Below are 19725 nucleotides of genomic sequence, written 5' to 3'. Positions count from 1 at the left end.
GGTGGCGTAAAAGAAGGAAAAACCCAGTGCCCTTCGCGTGAGGGCACTGGGTGTGCAAGAAGATAACAACCGGAGGCTAGTCCTCTTCGCCCTCCCAGGCTGCTTCTTGCTCATCGGCTTCTTCGTTGCGCTCATTGGCAATTTCTAAAGCGTGCTGTGCTGCTTCCTTCGACTCATAAGGGCCCATGCGGTCCATGGAGGGAAATTCCTTACCCTGGGCAACCTCACCAGTTTTGAGGTTGTAGTACCACTGATAGTCTGCTTCTGCCATGCCAGGCGTCCTTTCACTGCATTCGCTTGTGACTCGGCATTCCGTATCCGCCTGAGTCACTGATTAGTTCCAACGGTACGCAGGCCTATGCCTATATGTCCATGTGCACATAGCCCCAGCGGCATCTCGGGTACACCTAAGCGCATACTGGCCTGAGCATCACCAGGCGATGAAAACAGGTACTGCCCAAAGTTTTTAGTGGTTGTGCAACACTGCATCACCGACGCACTAGAGTAAAGCTACAACCTGCTTATCAAGGTGTTGTGCCAAACTTATATCTTGCGCATCAACGCCCCACCCGGCGCCGCAAAGCGAACTAGCCACAAAGCGAATAAGCCACGAAGCGAACAAGGAGAACCCATGCCCCTGTGGTCCACGAAGCCAATCGACGTGGAAGCACTTGCCTTAAGCACCCACCGGGAATGGGCCCACGGCCAAGCAATCGTGGCATCTGCTCCAGCCACCTGCCCCCTATTGGGCGAATTGAGCGATCACGCAGGTGGCATGGTGCTCGTAGCGCTTGGCCACCAGCGCCTGGCCGTTGCGCGAAGTGTGCGAGAAGACTCGAAAATCCAGGTGCGCAGCATTCAGCTTGGTGGCAACGGCGAGACGGCCGCAGATAATTACTTCCAGGCCGATTTGCAGCAGCTTCGCAATCAGCAGCCTGCCGGAGATCTCGATCTTGCTCAAAGGGTAGGCATGGTGGTGTTTACGATGATGCACCGGCAGCTCATTAGCCGCGAAACCCCCGGCATGGATATCAGCGTGATCAGCTCCATCCCCCACAACGCCGGACTCGGCGAAGACGAGGCGTTGGATATCGCCATTGCCCTGACGCTGGTGCAAGAACCTGAAGAACATCAACTAGGCCCTGCTCGCACCAAGCTGGCGCAGGTGTGCGCCCAAGCGGCCGCATCGATTTCGCAGCAGGCCCCCAGCCGTGCTCGCTACACCGCCGCGCTACGAGGCCAAGGCCAGGCCCTCAATGTGATGGATTATGCCGATGGCTCCATCACCCAGGTCACTCATACCCAAGATTTTGGCTACCAATTGCTCACTGTGTGCCCGCCGCAGGCATTCCCCCAAGCCGACCAGGCCGCCATGCAGCGCTTTATCGACGATGTCACCACCGCCTTTGCGGCCCCGAGTTTGAGGCTGCTGCCTAATGCTCGTGAGCGCGTTCTGGCGTGGCTGAAAGCGGTGCATCAGGTGCACCCCAAATCCCAGGCCCCGACGGTGGATCAGGCGCAGCGTTGGTTGCGCTACTTGGAGCACGAAATTGATCGCACCATCGCCACCACCAGCGCTATTCGTTCGCGCAGAACTGCCGATATTGTTCCTGCGATGAATGCCTCGAACCAGGAGTATGTACGCCTGCTCGAGGCCCCTGAGGCACTTGAAGCTACTGCCCAATTGTGCCTCCAGCGTGGTGCTGCGGCAGCGCGTTGTTCGGGCGCATCGGTGCTGTGTTTGGTTCCTGACTACAAGGCAGATTCGGTGGCCGAGGCTTTAAGCCAGGATGGTTTTGAGGTGATGCTGATTCAGCGTGGTGAGCAAGCCTCAAGCAATAGCCAATAAGCCCACCTGCGCTGTATCCAATAAGCGCACCTGCGCAGGGAGAGTACGAAGCGCAGCGAATGAGCCGGCCTATAAGCCGGATTCTGTACCCGCCTGCACCAGTTGATGCAGCCAAGGCGGCGATCATCCATCTAGGGCCGCGATTGCTCGCGACCTCAAGCAGCTACCCGCGGACGTTTAGGCGAGCCGCCTTCAATCCGCGCAGGCACACTTCTCACCTCTTACCTGGGTGAAGCTTCGTGCGCCCTCTTGCCTTGCCCCCGGTGGGGTTTACCTGGCCAGCTACGTCGCCGTAGCTGCCGGTGCGCTCTTACCGCACCCTTTCACCCTTACCGCCAGGAACATACCTGGAGGCGGTTTACTTTCTGCTGCACTTGCCCTCGGGTTTCCCCGGGTTGCCGTTAGCAACCACCGTGCTCTTTGGGGTCCGGACTTTCCTCGGCCATGTGCCTAGAACATCAATCGACGCTGGTTCACACAGACGCAATCGCCCAGCCGGCTCATTCGCGCGGCTTTAGTGTACACGCGCAAGGCCTTCTCGCCGCACCCTCTTAGTTGGTGGCTGGCAGATAGGAGGTGTCGTTGACTAAGCGCACACAGGTTGGCCCATCGGCATAGAACTCTGCGATGGATAAAGAAGCAAGGTCTAAGTGCATTTTGTGGAACATCGTCGCCGGGGCACCCAAGGCTTCCCTCAAGATGGCCTTGATGGGCGTGACGTGGCTGACCACCAAGATGGTGCCGGGGCCAAAATCTTCTGCAATACGAGCCCTGGCCTTTTTCACCCTCCGGTACACCTGCGCGAGTGATTCGCCCCCAGGCGGGGCCATGGAGGGATCTTCAAGCCACTGCTGATGCCGCTCGGGATCCGATTCGCGAGCCTCAGCAAACGTCAGCCCATCCCAATCACCAAAGTCCATTTCCTGAAGGGGGTCCATGGTGTGCACCTTCATACCGAGTGCGGCTGCCGCCGCCTGAGCAGTTTGCTGGCAACGCTGCAGTGGCGAGGCCACGATGGCATCGATGCCGCCTCGCGCAGCCAGGTATTGGGCTGCGGCTTCGGCTTGTTGCGTGCCGATGGCAGAAAGTGGTGGGTTGGAGCGCCCGGAGTATCGGCGCTGGGCCGACATTGCTGTTTGGCCGTGGCGTAGCAGCAGCAGGCGTGTGGCTTTGGTGGTGGCACCATTCCACACTGTGGGGCAATTCTTTTGCTCCTCGCCTTGGTCTGGCTTCGTGCTGCTTGTGGTGCTTTGGGTGTGCTCTTTGCTTGGTGGCTCGTAGCCTGCGACGTAGCCGGGTGCGGCACCTTTGGCGATGGCGTCCATGGCTTCGTTGGCTAGTTCATCGGCACGGGAGTTTTCTTTGCGGGGCACCCATTGGTATTCCACCTGCTCGAAGCCGCGCTCGATGGCTTTGCATTCCATGGCGAGCTCGCGCATGTCTGGGTGCTTGATTTTCCAGCGCCCGGACATTTGCTCTACGACGAGCTTGGAGTCCATGCGAACGCTTACTTTGCGTGCGCCTAGGGCGGCGGCTACTTCCAGGCCGTTGAGTAGCCCGCGGTATTCGGCGACATTATTGGTGGCTTTGCCCACCACATAGGCCAAGGTGGCGAGCACTTTTCCGCTTTCTGCGTCGCGAACGACTGTGCCGGCGCCTGCTGGCCCTGGGTTTCCGCGTGAGCCTCCATCGGCTTCGATGAGTAGGTGTGTGCTCATGCAGCGTGTCCTCGGATGAGGAAGCTGCCGCATTCTCCGCATTCCGGCACCTCAGTTTCGGGCGCTTGGCGGATGCGCGAGGCCTCAGCTACCGGCAGCATGATGTGGCAGCCTCCGCAGGATCGCCCATTGAACTTCGCCGCACCGATGCCGTTTTCGTTCCTGCGTTCCTCATAGGCCGCAAGGATATCTTCGGGCAGGGCTTCTTTGAGCTTTTCGACGCGCCCGCGCACATCCTCTTTCGACGTATCCTTCGGCAGGGCGTCTACGGCACGCTGCGCTTTTGCTACCTCTGCCTCAATATCTCGCAACTGCTGCTGATATAAATCGCGATTCGCCCTGAGTGCGTGGACCTCATTGTGTGCTTCTTGCATTTCCGAGGTGAGGTTTTGGATGCGCACCTGCGAGGAGTGCAGATCGTGCTGGAGATCTTTGCGAGTCTCTTCATCGGTGGCGGCGCCGAGCTGGCGGCGGTTATCTTCTAGCCTGCGACGCAGTTTGCGCTCATCATCTTGGATGCGGCGGATTTCTAATTCCATATCGTCAACGGCTAATTGGGCAGAAGCTGCCGCATCGCGAATACGCACCTGCTTGGCGCTTAAACGCTCAAGTTCTTGCTGCTCTTCGCTTTTTACTTCCACCATCGCTACGTCGCCATTGCGCTCCAGGGTGGATAGTTCCAGCAATTTTTCTTGAAGGGGCAGTGCTAGATGCATCGTGATGTTCTTCCTCGCGTATTAGTGGTCTTGGGGGTGTTTGGCAATGGTCCAAGGATCTGTTCGGGTGGCAAGAACCTCGACTTCAACGTCTGGCAGCGCCTGGGCGATCACCTGGGAGGCTTGGCTTGTCCAGGGGTATTCGCTGGCCCAGTGCGCGGTATCGATGATGCACAGGTCAAAGGCTCGCAGGGCCTCATCAACGGGGTGGTGGCGCAGATCGGAGCTTAAGAAGACATCGGCGCCGAGCTTTGCGGCTTCTTCGATAAACCCATCGCCTGCACCTGAGCTCACGGCGATGCATTGCACTTGTCTATCTGGGTCGCCTGCTGCTCGCACGCCCCAGGCGGTGGCTGGGAGCTGGTTGGCGATCATTTGCACATAGTCTTCAAAGCGCATTGGCTGCTCTAGGGTGCCGATCCTGCCGAGGCCACAGGCTTGTTCGATAGGCTCGGTGGGCTGTAGTTGGGTGATGTCGAAGGCTGGCTCCTCATAGGGGTGCGCTTCGCGCAGTGCGTGCATGATCGCGTTTCTGCGCCCGCGCGGTGCGACGAACTCGATGCGCATTTCTTTCAGGGTTTTTAGCTGCTCGCGTGTTCCCCTGGTTGGGTTTGCGTTGGCGCTGGGGAGGAATTGGCCTTGGCCTTCGAAGCTGAAGGCGCACTGGCTATATTCACCGATCTCGCCGGCCCCGGCGCTAAAGATCGCGTCTTTGAGCGCTGCTGCCTGCTCTGCGGGTATTTGCACGCCCCATTTGTCGAGGCCTTGAAGTTTGGGCGCGAGTGGCCGACCTGGGGTGATGCCGCAAAGGGTGGCGAGCTGATCGTTAACACCTGGGCGCGCAGAATCGGCATTGGTGTGCGCTGCGAACAAGGCCACGTTGTTGCGAATGAGCTTGTGAATGATCTTGCCTTTAGGCGTATCGGCAGCAACGCTGGTGACGCCCCTTAGCAGCAGCGGGTGGTGCACCACGAGCATCTGGGCTCCGGCGGCGATGGCTTGATCGGCCACGGTTTCGGTGCAGTCGAGGGCAAAGGCGACCTTTGTTACCGGCGCTTCGGGATCACCGCAGATAAGCCCCACTGCGTCCCATGATTCGGCCAGATGCGGTGGATACGCACGCTCTAAGGCATGGACAACCGAGCTAACGCTATTGGTGGTGCTCACGGTGTGTTCAGTGCTCCAATCTCCTGCATTGCCTGAAGTAGTGCTTGGACATCTTCAGGCGGTTTCACGGCCAAACGCCAGTGGTTTAAGTCTAGACCGGGGAAGGTATCACAACGCCGCACCGCAATACCTCGGCCTAATAAGCGCTGGCGAGTCGCTTCTGCATCAGCACACGGTGGCTTGACAAGCACAAAGGGTGCGCGAGAATCACTTGCCATGACAAAGCCGTGTTGCTCAAGCAGCGATTGCATCTGGGTTCTCCGGGCATCGATGCTGCGCGCAATGGCTGGAAGCTCGTGCACACCTTGGCTAAACACAGCACGCGCGGCCGCAATCTGCAGGGTGCCTACCGGCCAGTGGGCTCGTTGTTGGCGCAGGCGATCAAGCAGGGCGGGATCACCTGCCACGTAGCCAATTCTTAAACCAGCAATGCCCCAGGTTTTGGTCAGGCTTCGCAGGCAGAGGACGTCGTCAAGCTGGGCAGGAATCATCGAATACTGCTCTCCCACCACATCCAAAAAGGCCTCATCTACCACCAGAATGCGCCCCGGTGCCCTCAACGAAGACACATCGTGCAGCACACCAGTGGGGTTGGTGGGATTGCCCACGATCACCATGTCCGCGGCATCGGGGGCCCAAAGCTGATCAAAAGGCGGATCGAGCACCGCGTGAGCGACGCCAGGGCCGAAAATCGCATCAGGTTCACTAAAACCGGGGTGAATCACAAGCGGATGCGCAGGGCTTAAACGCGGCAACATGGCAAAAGCCTCCGCGGCACCCGCGACCAACATGATCCGCTGCGCCGGCACACCGTGATACTGGCCGATCATCGCCTCAACCTCAGCCACACTGGCCGGATCGGGATAATCACGCAACGACGGCACCGCCTGCACAATGGCCTGTTGCAACCACGCCGGTGTGTGCGAAGCCACATTCACAGCAAAATCCACCGAGGCCCCACGAGCATCGGCATCACCATGAATACGAGGATCAAACACTGGGCTGAGTGTAATCGCCGAAAGAAAAAATGTAAGACTAAAAGCCGTGCCTATTTTGCTTATCGACGTAGACGGAACCATCGTGAACTCCTACCCAGGAATACGCGCGAGTTTCATCACCGCGCTTGAAGCCATCGAGCAACCAATTCCTGAAGAAGACAGGCTACGCAAAGTGCCCGGCCCGCAAATCTACGACACACTCCGAGACCTCGGCCTCGACCACGAAACAGCAACCCAAGGCCTCGCCGCCTTCCGCGCCGACTACCGCGAACACGGATGGCACAACGCGACACTGTTTCCCGGATGGGACACACTGCTGCCAAAACTGCGCCAAAACGGCTACACCCTGTGCACCGCCACCAGCAAAAACCAAGAACTTGCCGCACGCACCCTCGAACACCTAGGCGTTGCCCAACACTTCCACTTCATCGGCGGCGCCGACGTCGAAGGAGGCCGCCAAGGCAAACAGGCAGTCATCCAACACGTGCTCGACACCCTCGACGCCGACCCAGCAACCACCCCAACGCTGATGATCGGCGATCGAACCCACGACACCGAAGGCGCAGCACATTTTGCCATCCCCACCATCCTCGTAGGCTGGGGCCATGGCGAACCAGCAGAATGGGACCAAGCCTTTGACTACGCTGGCGATATAACCACCTTGGAGGAAAAAATTCATGGCTTCTTCAACTGAGCAACTATCAGTGGTGTTCGTCTGCACCGGCAATATCTGCCGCTCACCCATGGCAGACGTCATCCTGCAAGACGCCGTCGAGGCCGAAAACCTAGCCGATCACGTCACCGTCAGCTCCTGCGGCACCGGCGGATGGCACATCGGCCAAGGAGCCGACCGGCGCGCCATCCAAGCACTACGCCAAAAAGGCTACGACGGCACCAAACACCGCGCCCAACAAATCGGCCAAGAAGCCGAAGACGCCGACCTACTCATCGCCCTAGACCAAGGACACGAAAAAGCCCTCCAACAACTCGGCTACCCCAAAGAACGCATCCGCCTGCTACGCAGCTTCGACCCACAGGCCGACACCCTCGACGTAGAAGACCCCTACTACGGCGACGCCGAAGACTTCCGCACCGCGCGCGACCAGATCCTCGACGCCACCCCCGGCATCATCACCTGGATCAAGGAGCAGCTCAGTGAGCAGCACTAAACGCTCCGGCTGGAAAGTCTTTCTCACCCCCGGCTGGGTCATCACCACCGTGCTCGTCATCGCCTTTTCCTACCTCGCCTTCACCGTGCTATCACCCTGGCAACTAGGAAAAGACCGCGACATCGTCAACCGCAACGAACACGTCGACGCAGCCTTTGAAGAAGAACCCACCAACTACCAAAACGTCTTCAACACCCAAGGCCACATCACCAACGACCAAGAATGGCGCCGCGTGCGCATCGACGGACACTACCTCCCCGACAAAGAAGTGCTCCTGCGCATGCGCCCCGTAGAATCCGGGCCTTCCTACCAATCGCTCGTGCCATTCCAAATCGATCACGGGCCGGTGGTGTTAGTGAATCGGGGCTTTGAGCCAACCAGCGCCGGGGAGGCGCCCAACATCCCCACTCCCCCTTCAGGAAATGTCACGCTCGTAGCCCATGCCCGCGCCAATGAGCGCACCCCCGATAAAGAGCCCATGCAAGCAGACGGCTACCAGCAGGTCTACGGGATCAACACTGAGCAAATCAGCAAAATCAGCGACACACCTCTTGCTCAGGACTACCTGCAGTTATCCAGTGATGAGCCCGGAGTACTCCAGCCCATCCCCATTCCCAAGCAAGACCGCGGCAACCACTTGTCCTATGGGTTCCAATGGATCGCATTCGGCATCATGGCACCCCTTGGGCTTGGATACTTCGTCTACTCCGAAATACGCGAGCGCAAACGCGTGCGTGAAGAAGAAGCAGCGATGGCGTCGGCAAGCAGCGCAACGAACAACACAGATTCACCAGCGCCAACGCAGCCTCAAGCCACGCAGGTAAGCGAACAAGCCCCCGATGGCCCAGCAGCGCCCCAACGCTCACGCTACGGCACCAAACACCCCGCCGCCGGGCAGCAACGAGGCTTCGACCGACGGCGAGACAACTTCTAAACCCGCCGCCACTACCAGCCGGTCACAACGATCTTTCCCAGTTCGTGGCCGGCTTCCATGCGCTCTTGGGCAGCACTTAAAGTCTGCACGCTAATCGGGCTGAGCTGCTCAGCAATCACAGGGCGGATCTCGCCGCGGGAATACAAACGCGATACCTCATCAAGAATCGCACCTTGAGATTCAAGCGCGACGTCGAAAAGCGACTTCGTAAACATCGACTCCCAATGCCACGCAATCGACTTAGCCTTCAACGGCGCAATCGAATCCGGGCCAACATCAATGCCAACAATGTGGCCGAAGGGGCGGGTGATGGAAGCCAGCACGTCCTCCTGACCCTGGGAATGGGCAGTAAACACCCAATCCACCCCTTCAGGAAAATCAGCGAGCACCTGCTCCAGCAAAGAGTCGCAATGGTTCACCACGAACGTGGCACCCAAGTCGCGCACCAGGCGGGCGCGCGATTCGTCTGAAGCAGTGGCGATCACATCCACCTTGGGGCAACGAAGGCGCAGAAGCTGCAGGGCAGCCAGGCCAACGCCACCGGTGGCGCCGATCATCAGCAGGGTGCCTTGAGAGTCCTCGTTGAGCATGAGGCGCTCAAAAAGGCTTTCCCAGGCGGTGATGAAGGTCAGCGGCAGGGCGGCTGCCTCGGCGAAATTCTCCCCTTCAAGCTTTGCGGCCATGCGCTCGTCGATGGCGAAGCATTCGGCGTTGGTGCCCTGGCGTGAGAGCGTGCCGATGGCGATCACTGCGTCGCCAGGTGCAAAACGGGTGACCTCCTCGCCCACAGCCTCCACGCGGCCGGCGGCGTCGTAGCCCAACACACGAAACCCTTCAGGATCAACAGTTTTGCGCTGCTTGGCGTCGATAGGGTTCACGCCCACAGCCTCAACGCGAATGAGCACATCACGAGGGCCGCACGCAGGCTTTTCCACCTCGCGCTCCACCAACGCATCCGGGCTGGAGATGGGCAAATTTTCTACATATCCAATAGCCTTCATGCACCCGATCGTGCCACACAAGCGCCAACGACGACGGCCGCAGCAGCCGCCACAAGCTGCGCCCGGCGAATCAGACGCACCGCAGCCTTCACATCGTTCGGTCCTGGAGCACGCCCCGTACCCAAAACTGGGCGCATCTCCACACCGTGGGCATATTCGGTGGCGCCGCCGAGTTGCACACCCAAGGCTGCCGCGGCCGTGGCCTCGACAGGGCCGGCGTTGGGGCTGGGGTGTGAGGGGGCGTCGTGCTTCCATGCGTGGAGCGCAGCACCGCCTCTTTTCTTGAAGGAGGCGAGGAGGACGAAGGTGGCTGCGCTAAGGCGCGCGGGAATGAAGGCCAGGGCGTCGTCAAGCTTGGCGCTAGCCCACCCAAAGTTGGCATAGCGCTCATTGCGATACCCCACCATTGCGTCCAGTGTGTTCGCTGCGCGGTGCAGCACCACCGCCGGTGCGCCCACCGCAGACCAGCACAAGGAGGCCACCACGGCATCTGAGACGTTTTCGGCCAGCGACTCCACCGTGGCACGGGCAATGCCGTCGGCGTCCAGGCGCTCCGGGTCGCGCGAGCACAGCCACGGCACCCAGCGGCGCGCAGCCTCCACGTCACCTCGAGATAGATCAGCAGCCACCTTCAAACCCGTGCGCTCCAAGGTGGTGCCACCTAAGCAAAACGCCAACACCGCGGCATTCGTGCTTCGTGGCCATCGACGCCAAAAGAAGGTGGTGGCCGCAACCGGCGGGGTGACCGCAGCTAGCCAGAAGGCGGCGCCGCGCAGCTTTGAGTCAGCCCACATCCTCTCCTTTAAGAAATTGGCATAAGTGCCAAAGATGGCGACGGGGTGGGCGCTGCCGCCGGGGTCGGCGATCAGCCTGTCGAGAAGCACGCCGGGGAGGATATTCGAGCAAGAAAAAAGCAGCCGGTGCAACATTACGTTGTGCACCGGCTGCCTCAATGACATGTGCGCCCTGACGGGCTCGAACCGCCGACCTGCTGGGTGTAAACCAGCTGCTCTCCCAGCTGAGCTAAAGGCGCTAACTTCGCCATAACTTGGCGACTCAGGGAAGTTTAGCCCACCAAGCGCCAAAGACAAAACTTAGTGCTTAACCCCAGCTTGGACTAGGCAAGAGCCCTGCCAATTACCGAGACGTTCGGCCTTGGTTTGCACGAAACCAGCCTGCTGCGCCGCTTCAGAAATTTCGCCGGGTTCGAGGGCACCCGGTTTCCCGGTGCCGGGCGTGAGCAACCAGATTCGGCCGTTGTCGGCGAGGGAACGCTGGGCGTCGACAAGCCCATCGCCGAGATCGCCGTCCTCGCTGCGCCACCAAAGCAACACCAGGTCGCATGCCTCATCGGTGTCCTCTTCAAGTAATTCAGAGCCGATGAAGTCCTCGATGGCTTCGCTTATCGACGAATCGGCGTCCTCGTCCCAGCCGATTTCCTGAACCGTCAGCCCTTCAGAAAGGCCGAGCAGTTGGGCAATCTCTGCCCCAGAATAGTTCTCCTTGGATTCTTTGACGTTCATCGCTAATGAACATTACATGGTCAGCCGTGGTTTTACCGTCTTTCACGAAAGAAACCGCATAAAACTTCCGACCGGGCGAACACGAAGCGCTTTCTCACACGTATTCTGGGAACATATGCGTGTCGACAACCACCCCGTCGTCGACCTGAAAGCTTCACTTATGGAGGTGTGGAATGGCTGATCCCAAGACGGAAAAGCACCCTGAGGACACAAACTTTGCCCTAATCCGCGACGGCGTCGCCTCGTATCTCAACGACGCCGACCCAGAAGAAACCCGCGAATGGCTCGAATCGCTCGACGGATTACTTGAAGAGTCGAGCATCGACCGCGCACGATTCTTGATGCTGCGCCTACTCGAACGCGCATCAGCCAAACGCGTGCCCCTGCCATCGCTCACCTCGACCGACTACGTCAACACCATCCCCACCACGATGGAACCCGACTTCCCCGGCGACGAGGAAATTGAAAAGCGCTACCGCCGCTGGATCCGCTGGAACGCAGCCATCATGGTTCACCGCGCCCAACGACCCGGCATCGGCGTCGGTGGACACATCTCCACCTACGCAGGCGCAGCGCCACTCTATGAAGTCGGCTACAACCACTTCTTCAGAGGAAAAGACCACCCAGGTGGCGGCGACCACATCTTCTTCCAAGGTCACGCCTCCCCCGGCATGTACGCACGCGCCTTCATGGAAGGCCGACTTTCTGAAGACGACCTCGACGGCTTCCGCCAAGAAGTCTCCCGCGAACAAGGCGGACTTCCCAGCTACCCGCACCCCAAGGGCATGCCAGAATTCTGGGAATTCCCCACTGTCTCCATGGGCCTTGGCCCAATGGACGCGATCTACCAGGCCAAGTTCAACCGCTACCTGCACAACCGCGGCATCAAAGACACCTCAGACCAACACGTCTGGGCATTCCTCGGCGACGGCGAAATGGACGAGCCCGAATCCCGCGGCCTCATCCAAATGGCCGCACTGCACAACCTGGACAACCTCACCTTCGTGATCAACTGCAACCTGCAGCGTCTCGACGGCCCAGTTCGCGGCAACACCAAGATCATCCAGGAACTCGAATCCTTCTTCAGGGGCGCAGGCTGGTCCGTGATCAAGGTCGTATGGGGCCGCGAATGGGCCAAACTCTTTGAAGCAGACAAAGAAGGCGCCCTGGTGGACCTCATGAACACCACCAAAGACGGCGACTTCCAAACCTTCAAAGCAAACGACGGCGCCTACGTCCGCGAACACTTCTTCGGCCGCGACCCACGCACCGCCAAACTCGTCGAAGACATGACCGACGAAGAAATCTGGAACCTACGCCGCGGCGGCCACGACTACCGCAAGATCTACGCCGCCTACAAGCGCGCCCTCGAAACCAAGGACCGCCCCACCGTCATCCTTGCCCACACCATCAAGGGCTATGGCCTCGGCCATAACTTCGAAGGCCGCAACGCGACCCACCAGATGAAGAAGCTCACCCTCGAAGACCTCAAGCTCTTCAGGGATAAGCAAGGGGTGCCGATCAGCGACGAAGAGCTGGAAAAGGACCCCTACCTGCCGCCGTACTACCACCCCGGCCAAGACTCGAAGGAGATCAAGTACCTTCAGGAACGTCGCAAAGAGCTCGGTGGCTACCTGCCCGAACGCCGCGAAAGCTACACGCCGCTTGAAGTGCCGCCGCTGGACAAGCTGCGCAGCATCCGCAAGGGCTCCGGCAAGCAGGAAGTCGCCACCACCATGGCCGTTGTCCGCACCTTCAAGGAATTGATGCGCGACAAGGAACTGGGCAAGCGCTTTGTGCCGATCATTCCCGATGAGGCTCGCACCTTCGGCATGGACTCCTGGTTCCCGACCATGGGTATTTACAACCCGCACGGCCAGAACTACGTGCCTGTCGACCACGACCTCATGCTGTCGTACCGCGAATCCAAAGACGGCCAGATCATGCACGAAGGCATCAACGAGGCCGGTTCCACCGCATCGTTTATCGCCGCGGGCACCTCTTATGCCACGCACGGCGAAGCCATGGTGCCGCTGTACATCTTCTACTCGATGTTCGGCTTCCAACGCACCGGCGACTCCTTCTGGGCTGCTGGCGACCAGATGGCACGCGGCTTCATCCTCGGCGCCACCGCCGGTCGCACCACGCTCACCGGTGAAGGTCTGCAGCACATGGACGGCCACTCGCAGATCCTGGCCTCCACCAACCCCGCTGTGGTCTCCTACGACCCCGCCTTCGCCTACGAGCTCGCTCACCTGATCCACGAAGGCATTGACCGCATGTACGGGCCAGGACGTGGCGAAAACGTCATGTACTACCTGACCATCTACAACGAGCCGGTGCACCAGCCTGCAGAACCCGAGGACCTCGACGTCGAAGGCCTGCACAAGGGCATCTACCTCTACGACAAGGCAGCCGACGACGCCAAGCACCAAGTCTCCCTTCTGGCTTCTGGCATCGGCATGCAGCAGGCCCTCAAGGCCAAGGAGCTGCTCGCCGAATACGATGTTGACGCCAACATCTTCTCGGTCACCTCGTGGGTAGAGCTCGCTCGCGAAGGCCGCGAAAAGGAACAAGCCGCGCTGCGCACCGGCGAAAAGCCTGAAGAGGCGTTTGCCACCAAGCAGCTCAAGCAGGGCTCCGGCCCCTACATCGCTGTGTCCGACTTCGCCACCGACCTTCAAGAACAGATACGTCGCTTCGTACCGGGCCGCTACACCTCTTTGGGTGCCGATGGCTTCGGTTTCTCGGACACGCGTCCCGCCGCACGCCGCTTCTTCAACATCGATGCGGAATCGGTGACGGTGGCTGCGCTGAACGCGCTAGTTCTTGAAGGGGAGATTGATCGCGAGGTTGCTGAGCAAGCAGCTAAGAAGTTCAACCTCACCGACCCCACCAAGGCCTAAGCGCTCTTTTAGCGCAGGCCTGCTGCCCGCTCAGAGGTTTCCTCTGGGCGGGTTTTTTCTGCGCTGCGCCTAAGGCGGGGGTGGCTCTTGAAGCTTGAAGAGGTTGTTGGTGTGTAGTTCGTGGTTGAGTACCCAGTTTCTTCCGTTGTATTGGGCGAGGGGGAATTGGTTGTATCTTCGACTGCGGTGTTCGTCGACAAGCTGGCGGCAGGCTTGGCCTGTGACGGGGTCGCGGGTGAGGTGGCCGTAGATGGCTTGTTCGCGGTCGTCGTCGTTGCGGGCGTGGTGGGGTCGGCAGGCGATGACCATGTTGCTGACGTTGGTGTCGCCGCCGTTTTTCCAGGCTTTGATGTGGTGGGCTTCGCTGGTGATTGCGGTGTGGGTGCATTCGGGGTCGGCGCAGATGAGCTGGTCGATGACCATCATCATGCGTTGTTTGTCGTTGGCTGTGCGCCGGGTGCGCCAGAGGTCGACGTGCTGCATCTCCCCTTCAAGATTTGGGGCCCACATTGTGGCGTAGCCGAATTCGGAGAGCAGCGAATCCATGTGTTCGCGCGCCGGCACGATCGCCCCATCGCTGGTGGCCAGCAGCCCATTGCCCATATACGTGCACCCATCCGACGGCACCAGCAGCACAGGCTCTCGAAACACAGAGCTTTTCGACGCCCCCTGCCCGCCCATCACACGAGCCACAAGGGCATCCGCCATCGCTTGCTGACGCGACAGCCCCGCATCTTCTCGCTGCAGCTCACGCGCCGTTTGATCCAGCGCATTGGCCAGCGCCATCGCATCGGAGTCACTCAGGCGCGCCAGCATAAAGCGCATGCCATTGGTATCGGGGTTGCCCGAAATGCGCAGCCAGCGCTGCTCATGGGCGGTGCGTGGGTGGCGCTCGTTAATTTCCTGAAGGCGGAGTTTTGCGTGCGCCTCCACCTCTTCAAAGGATTTGCCAACCGCGTACTCGAAGAGCTCTTTGCGTAAGGGTTCGCGGGCTGCGTTGTCGTTGACGCGGTTGACGGTCTTGTTCATGGTGATGAGCGTGTCGATGCTCATCTGTGCCTCGCGGGCGATGCGGGCGCAGTGCTGCCGGTTGGCGAGCTGTTCTCCCTCCCCTTCAAAGAGATCTCGGCCGACGCGGTGGATTTGGCCGATGCGGCGCGCGGGGATGCCATAGTCTTGGCCGATGGCTTTGCGTGATTCGCGGTTGTTGATGCGCTCATACACCAGGTCGACCAGCGGCATGCCGGTCTTTGCTAAGTAGCGAAGTGCGCGTTCGAGATCCATGGTTCGCACACTAAGGAGGCAAAGGACCTGGGCAAAGCGCTGGGCCGGGATCGGCGCTCAACCTGTGGATAGTGGTGCTTGTGGGCACTGATGTTTCCACAGCTTGAGCAATCTTGGCTGTGGGCTTGCTACTTCTAGCGCGGTGAGCTATTTGCGCCTTTGATTTGTACCAGGGCGTGGTCGAGTGCCTTGTTGATGATCCAGGGTTGTTCGAGGATGATCATGTGCCCGGCATCGGGAATTTCCTGAAGGGGGGCGGTGGGCCACATTTGCTGGATTTTTTCGGCTTGGCTCAGCGGCGTGACCAAGTCCTTCTCCCCCACAATCACCAGCCCTGGCAGGTCACCGAGTGCTGTTTTGGCTTCGGTTTCGGCGTGGTGTTGGAGGTCGTCGAGGAAGCCGACGAGTGTGTTGAGTGGGGTGTCGTTGATCATTTGGGCGTGGAAGTTGATCACGCTGTCGGGTGTGGGGTGGACGAAGACGGTGGCTGCGAGGGTGGGGGCGATGAGTGCTGCGATGTCTTCGCGGAAGGCTTGGACTTGTTTGGGGGCTAGTTCGACGGCGTTGCGGATGTTGTCGACGATCGGTAGGGCGAGGACTTGGGGGAAGCCTTGGCTGGCGAAGGATTCGACGGCGGTGGCGACGAGGATGCAGTTGCGGGTGTTTTGGCGGATTTTCTTGAAGCGGCGTAGGAGGTTGAGGGCGACCATGCCGCCGAGGCTGTGGCCGATGATGATGGTGTCGCCGGTGATGCCTGCGTGTTGGTAGATCTTGGCTATGTCGTCGGCGGCGTTGTCGATGTTGCAGTCTTCGATTGGGTATTCGCCGGTTTCGCCGTGGCCGCGGAGGTCGATGAGTAGGTGGCGTGCGCGGTCGCCGATGTGGGCGACTTGGAGGTGCCAGGATTTTGCGGCGAGGGTGAAGCCGTGGATGTAGACGATGGTGATTTCTGCGTCTTCAGGCCCGTCGAGGTAGTAGTGGATGCCCTCGTGTTCGCGGTGTTCGTTAAAGAAGTTGTTGCGCCGGATCGTGTCGCGTTGGGCGTGTTGGAGGGCGTGGCGGCGCTGTGCGTTGTGGGATCCGTGCAGGAACATGCCAAAAATCCTAGCGCTGCGTATTGTTTTTATTGTTATCACCCAGGGAGGTTGTGTATGGCCACACTTCAAGAACAGCTCGCGGCGCTTGCCCAGGAGCAGTCGGAGGACACTGAGCTGAGTACGCTCGAGCGCGTCGCCAAGCTTGTCGACGCCGCCGATGCGGATGCCGAAGATTCCTTGAAGGGGCTTGGCGTGGACTCATTGGGGCTTATTGCGCTTGTTGTGCGTATTGAGCAGGAGTTCGGTGTGCGCGTTGGTGCGCAGCGGGCTTGCCAGTGGGAAACGTTGGGCTCGGTGGCGCGAGACGTCGAAAAGCTAAGGAAGGATAAGGCATGAGTATTTCCTATCTCACCGATATGGATGGGGTCCTGATTAAGGAAGGGGACATGATCCCCGGTGCGGATAAATTCTTGAAGGGGCTGCAGGATAATGACATCAACTACATGGTGTTGACCAACAACTCCATTCACACCCAGCGCGATCTTTCGGCGCGTTTGCATCGCACGGGTTTGGATATTCCGCCGGAGCGCATTTGGACTTCGGCGAAGGCCACCGTTGATTTCCTGACTAAGCAGGGCAAGCAGGGCACCGCTTATGTGGTTGGTGAGCCCGGTTTGACCACTGAGCTGCATCGTGAGGGCTGGATTTTGACTGATTCCAACCCCGATTTTGTGGTGCTCGGTGAGACGCGCACGTACTCTTTTGAGGCGATTACCACGGCCATTAACTTGATCCTCGATGGCGCTCGTTTTATTGGCACCAATCCTGATGTGACTGGCCCTGCCCCGCAGGGTGTGCTGCCGGCGACGGGTTCGGTTGCTGCGCTGATTACTGCGGCTACTGGCCAAAAGCCCTATTACATTGGCAAGCCGAATCCTGTGATGATGCGTTCCGCGCTGAATCACATTGGGGCGCACTCTGAGCACACCGTGATGATTGGCGACCGCATGGACACCGACGTCAGGTGCGGTTTGGAGGCCGGTATGCGCACGGTGTTGGTGCGTTCGGGTATCTCTGATGATCGTGAAATTGAGCGCTACCCCTTCAGGCCAACCAAGGTGGTTGATTCGGTGGCTGAGCTTGCCGATTCGATCCTGGATCCCTTCGGCGATGGTGCCTATCAGGACTAGCCGCCCCCTAATCGCCCCGTGCACGCCCTGGTGGACGCCCTAGTGGACGCTCTAGTGCATGGGGCAGGGCTCTAGGCAGCTCAGGCGCTCAATCTTAAAGGTGGCCGTGGGCGGCAGTGTTGCCGCCAGGCATTGTTCGAGCGCCTCAAGCTCGCTGCGTTGGCCGTTGAGCACTTGGCGGCATCGCACCAGGCGATGCCCGGCGCGTTCCCAGCGGGTACACCACGTGGCCGCTAAGGGATCAGTGCCCAGTGGGGCTGGCATCGCTTCGCTTTGCAGCGTGCTTACCAGGTAAGTCTCGACTGCTGGGCGCAGGCTGGATGGGAGGGCGTCGATATGCAAAATCGCGACCTGCTGTTGGGTGTGCACTGCTCGTAGTACTCCAAAGGTATGCGCGGCTCACCTTCATATCCATCAGCCTGGCAGCCTGTGTGGGCGTAGCTGTTTTTTTGAGGACATGACGGTGAGAAGACGAGAGTTCGTCTTCCCCAACGATCACTCGTGCACCTTGGATATGCACGACGATTCTCACTTAACTTCACCCCCACCAACAACCCTCAACGCACACTTCACACCCCCATTTACTCAAGTTAAAGTTGAGCTCGAAACCGGGGGTTCACGCTCAACCCGGTGGCGTTACTTGCCTTCCTGCAGGGACTGCCAAAGCGCATCGTTGGTTTCTTGCCACAGCGGCTTGGCCCAAGCGCCGAAGTCGCGATCGCTTAACATCACCGCCGCTCGGCGTTGCTTCGGCGCCAGCCACAAAAACGTCCCCGATTGCCCGAAGTGGCCAACCGTATCCTGAGGCATCTCCGCTCCCGTCCAGTGCGGAGATTTTTCGCCCTTGATTTCAAAACCCAAACCCCAGGGGCAGGGCTTTTGCATGCCATAGCCAGGCACTACCCCGTCAAGGGTGGGAAATTGCACCTCAAAGGCCTGCTCCAAGGTGCTTGGGTGTAAAAGCTGAGGATCGATCAGCTCATGGGCAAAGCGCAACATATCGCTAAGGGTGGAGCGCGCCTCATGGCCGGGCGAACCCCACAACACCGTCGCATCCATGCCCAAAGGCACAAACACCGCCTCATGGAGGTACTCGGCAAACGTCATCTGTGTTTCCTGCTCAAGTTGCTGCGCCAGCAGCTCAAAGCCATAGGAGGAATACACGCGGCGCTGCTCTGCAGGGCGGGTGGCGTCATCGCTGCGGAAACCCACCCCGGATGCATGGGCAAGCAAGTGCCTCACGGTGGCAGGCCCACAGGGGCTATCGAGGGTGAAGACCTCTTCTTCGCAGGCCAGCAAGAAGCCATAGGTGGCCAATAATTTGGTCACGCTGGCTAATTCAAATTCCCGGTCTGTATCACCGAGGGTGTATTCCTTACCTTCGGTGATCACTCCGGCAGCAAGATGCTCAACAGGAAACGCTTCAAAGGGTGCAAGCAGGCTCATAGCTTGCCAGTCTAGGCGCCGGGTGAGATCCGCACAGCCACCAGTGATGGGCAATGTGCCCACCGGCTTAAGCGTCGCGGCCTTCGCGGTAGCCCTTGCGCTCAGAGCGCTTAATTAGGGCGTTGAGTTGGCGTGGCGTCATCGAAATTTTCTGAAGATCCGAAGGGCGGAACAAAATCCAATGCTTCCAATACGCCAAAATGGCAAGCCCCGCCCCGGCCATGGCCGCAAGCAACATGCCAAGGGTGATCAAATCGAACTGCGCAAACACCACCATGGTCACAGCAGCCACCAGCGCTGGCACCGCATACAGTGGCCCGCCACCGAAAATGCTGGGCACTTGGCCTGTGACAACGTCGCGAATCATCCCACCGCCAACGGCAGTCAGCACACCGAGCAACACCGCCGATGTCAGCGGCATGGAAAAGGTCAAGGCTTTGACCGCACCGGTAACCGCCCACACGCCCAGGATCACTGCATCGGCATGGACCTTAAACAGCTCCCAGCGCTTGCCGTCGAAATGGAATAAAAGCGCCAAGATGGCACCGACGATGGCCAGCAATAAGTAATTGGAATTCGCAATGGCAGCAGCGGTCCCGCGATCCATCAGCACGTCCCTGAGCATGCCGCCACCGAGGGCGGAGAACAGGGCAAGGAAAATAAATCCCACCAGGTCGAAATCGCGCTGACGTGCGATGGTTCCGCCGATAATGCCATTGAGCACCACGCCGATAAGATCGAGCGTCTCATACAGCGTGAGCACGTGGGGATCTACATTGTGCATTCC

The 19725-nt window shown here is 59.5% G+C and carries 20 protein-coding genes, 1 tRNA gene and 1 other RNA gene; 7 read left to right on the top strand and 15 right to left on the bottom strand.

Annotated elements, in window-relative coordinates; genetic code table 11:
* Positions 1-76: 76 nt before the first annotated feature.
* Entirely contained in the window at positions 77-271 is a 195-nt protein-coding gene (locus CPPEL_RS03560) for a hypothetical protein (RefSeq protein ID WP_123959849.1), read from the bottom strand.
* A gap of 360 nt (positions 272-631) precedes the next feature.
* Between CPPEL_RS03560 and CPPEL_RS03555 the strand changes: the two genes are divergently transcribed.
* On the top strand, positions 632-1849 hold the full coding sequence (locus CPPEL_RS03555; RefSeq protein ID WP_123959848.1) for a hypothetical protein: 1218 nt from the start codon (positions 632-634) through the stop codon (positions 1847-1849).
* Between the two features lie 56 nt (positions 1850-1905).
* Here CPPEL_RS03555 and rnpB read toward each other — a convergent pair.
* The 5 genes from rnpB to cobC form a co-directional block, all read right to left on the bottom strand.
* Positions 1906-2352, bottom strand: an RNA gene (gene rnpB / locus CPPEL_RS03550) — RNase P RNA component class A.
* Between the two features lie 48 nt (positions 2353-2400).
* Positions 2401-3567, bottom strand: a complete 1167-nt coding sequence (locus tag CPPEL_RS03545; protein WP_123959847.1) for a bifunctional RNase H/acid phosphatase — start codon at positions 3565-3567, stop codon at positions 2401-2403.
* Positions 3564-4283 (bottom strand): zinc ribbon domain-containing protein, encoded by a 720-nt coding sequence (locus CPPEL_RS03540; protein ID WP_123959846.1) that lies wholly within the window; start codon positions 4281-4283, stop codon positions 3564-3566. Before CPPEL_RS03540 ends, CPPEL_RS03545 begins: the two co-directional genes overlap by 4 nt.
* A gap of 21 nt (positions 4284-4304) precedes the next feature.
* Positions 4305-5450: a Nif3-like dinuclear metal center hexameric protein gene (locus tag CPPEL_RS03535; RefSeq protein WP_123959845.1), complete on the bottom strand. Its 1146-nt coding sequence runs from the start codon at positions 5448-5450 to the stop codon at positions 4305-4307.
* Complete coding sequence (gene cobC, locus CPPEL_RS03530; RefSeq protein WP_245990497.1) at positions 5447-6448, bottom strand: Rv2231c family histidinol phosphate aminotransferase CobC; 1002 nt, start codon at positions 6446-6448, stop codon at positions 5447-5449. Before cobC ends, CPPEL_RS03535 begins: the two co-directional genes overlap by 4 nt.
* A gap of 46 nt (positions 6449-6494) precedes the next feature.
* On the opposite strand from cobC, the gene CPPEL_RS03525 reads away from it, so the two are divergent.
* From CPPEL_RS03525 to CPPEL_RS03515, 3 genes are read left to right on the top strand one after another with little or no spacing between them, the layout of a single operon-like run.
* Entirely contained in the window at positions 6495-7142 is a 648-nt protein-coding gene (locus CPPEL_RS03525; RefSeq protein ID WP_123959843.1) for an HAD-IA family hydrolase, read from the top strand.
* On the top strand, positions 7126-7617 hold the full coding sequence (locus tag CPPEL_RS03520; protein WP_123959842.1) for a low molecular weight protein-tyrosine-phosphatase: 492 nt from the start codon (positions 7126-7128) through the stop codon (positions 7615-7617). Before CPPEL_RS03525 ends, CPPEL_RS03520 begins: the two co-directional genes overlap by 17 nt.
* Positions 7604-8551, top strand: coding sequence for an SURF1 family cytochrome oxidase biogenesis protein (locus tag CPPEL_RS03515; protein ID WP_123959841.1), 948 nt, complete (start codon positions 7604-7606; stop codon positions 8549-8551). Before CPPEL_RS03520 ends, CPPEL_RS03515 begins: the two co-directional genes overlap by 14 nt.
* 11 nt (positions 8552-8562) lie before the next feature.
* On the opposite strand, the gene CPPEL_RS03510 is transcribed toward CPPEL_RS03515, so the two are convergent.
* From CPPEL_RS03510 to CPPEL_RS03495, 4 genes are all read right to left on the bottom strand, one after another.
* Positions 8563-9552, bottom strand: a complete 990-nt coding sequence (locus tag CPPEL_RS03510) for a zinc-binding alcohol dehydrogenase family protein (protein ID WP_123959840.1) — start codon at positions 9550-9552, stop codon at positions 8563-8565.
* On the bottom strand, positions 9549-10481 hold the full coding sequence (gene cbiB, locus CPPEL_RS03505; protein ID WP_123961205.1) for an adenosylcobinamide-phosphate synthase CbiB: 933 nt from the start codon (positions 10479-10481) through the stop codon (positions 9549-9551). The genes CPPEL_RS03510 and cbiB overlap by 4 nt, the downstream gene beginning before the upstream one ends.
* Before the next feature lie 31 nt (positions 10482-10512).
* Positions 10513-10585: transfer RNA gene (locus CPPEL_RS03500), tRNA-Val, on the bottom strand.
* A gap of 61 nt (positions 10586-10646) precedes the next feature.
* Positions 10647-11075, bottom strand: coding sequence for a DUF3052 domain-containing protein (locus CPPEL_RS03495; RefSeq protein ID WP_123959839.1), 429 nt, complete (start codon positions 11073-11075; stop codon positions 10647-10649).
* A 173-nt stretch (positions 11076-11248) separates the two neighbouring features.
* On the opposite strand from CPPEL_RS03495, the gene aceE reads away from it, so the two are divergent.
* A complete protein-coding gene (gene aceE, locus CPPEL_RS03490; RefSeq protein ID WP_123959838.1) occupies positions 11249-13981 on the top strand; it encodes a pyruvate dehydrogenase (acetyl-transferring), homodimeric type in 2733 nt (910 codons plus the stop codon).
* 69 nt (positions 13982-14050) lie between these two features.
* Here the strand turns inward: aceE and CPPEL_RS03485 are convergent, their stop codons facing one another.
* Together CPPEL_RS03485 and CPPEL_RS03480 are read right to left on the bottom strand one after the other, a co-directional pair.
* Complete coding sequence (locus CPPEL_RS03485; protein WP_123959837.1) at positions 14051-15265, bottom strand: HNH endonuclease signature motif containing protein; 1215 nt, start codon at positions 15263-15265, stop codon at positions 14051-14053.
* A 134-nt stretch (positions 15266-15399) separates the two neighbouring features.
* Positions 15400-16359: an alpha/beta fold hydrolase gene (locus CPPEL_RS03480; RefSeq protein ID WP_123959836.1), complete on the bottom strand. Its 960-nt coding sequence runs from the start codon at positions 16357-16359 to the stop codon at positions 15400-15402.
* 57 nt (positions 16360-16416) lie between these two features.
* Here CPPEL_RS03480 and CPPEL_RS03475 point away from each other — a divergent pair, with 57 nt between their 5' ends.
* Complete coding sequence (locus CPPEL_RS03475; protein ID WP_123959835.1) at positions 16417-16698, top strand: acyl carrier protein; 282 nt, start codon at positions 16417-16419, stop codon at positions 16696-16698.
* On the top strand, positions 16695-17492 hold the full coding sequence (locus tag CPPEL_RS03470) for an HAD-IIA family hydrolase (RefSeq protein ID WP_123959834.1): 798 nt from the start codon (positions 16695-16697) through the stop codon (positions 17490-17492). The genes CPPEL_RS03475 and CPPEL_RS03470 overlap by 4 nt, the downstream gene beginning before the upstream one ends.
* A 51-nt stretch (positions 17493-17543) precedes the next feature.
* Here CPPEL_RS03470 and CPPEL_RS03465 read toward each other — a convergent pair whose 3' ends face one another.
* The 3 genes from CPPEL_RS03465 to CPPEL_RS03455 form a co-directional block, all read right to left on the bottom strand.
* Positions 17544-17861 (bottom strand): hypothetical protein, encoded by a 318-nt coding sequence (locus CPPEL_RS03465; protein ID WP_123959833.1) that lies wholly within the window; start codon positions 17859-17861, stop codon positions 17544-17546.
* Positions 17862-18128: 267 nt separating this feature from the next.
* The gene (locus tag CPPEL_RS03460; RefSeq protein ID WP_123959832.1) at positions 18129-18938 is read right to left on the bottom strand and encodes a serine hydrolase domain-containing protein; all 810 of its coding nucleotides are present in this window, start codon (positions 18936-18938) and stop codon (positions 18129-18131) included.
* Positions 18939-19005: 67 nt separating this feature from the next.
* Positions 19006-19722, bottom strand: a complete 717-nt coding sequence (locus CPPEL_RS03455; protein WP_123959831.1) for a trimeric intracellular cation channel family protein — start codon at positions 19720-19722, stop codon at positions 19006-19008.
* Between the last annotated feature and the right edge of the window lie 3 nt (positions 19723-19725).

It is taken from the genome of Corynebacterium pseudopelargi (genome assembly GCF_003814005.1).
GTDB classification, from domain to species: Bacteria; Actinomycetota; Actinomycetes; order Mycobacteriales; family Mycobacteriaceae; genus Corynebacterium; species Corynebacterium pseudopelargi.
This window is presented reverse-complemented; position numbering and strand designations above follow the sequence as displayed.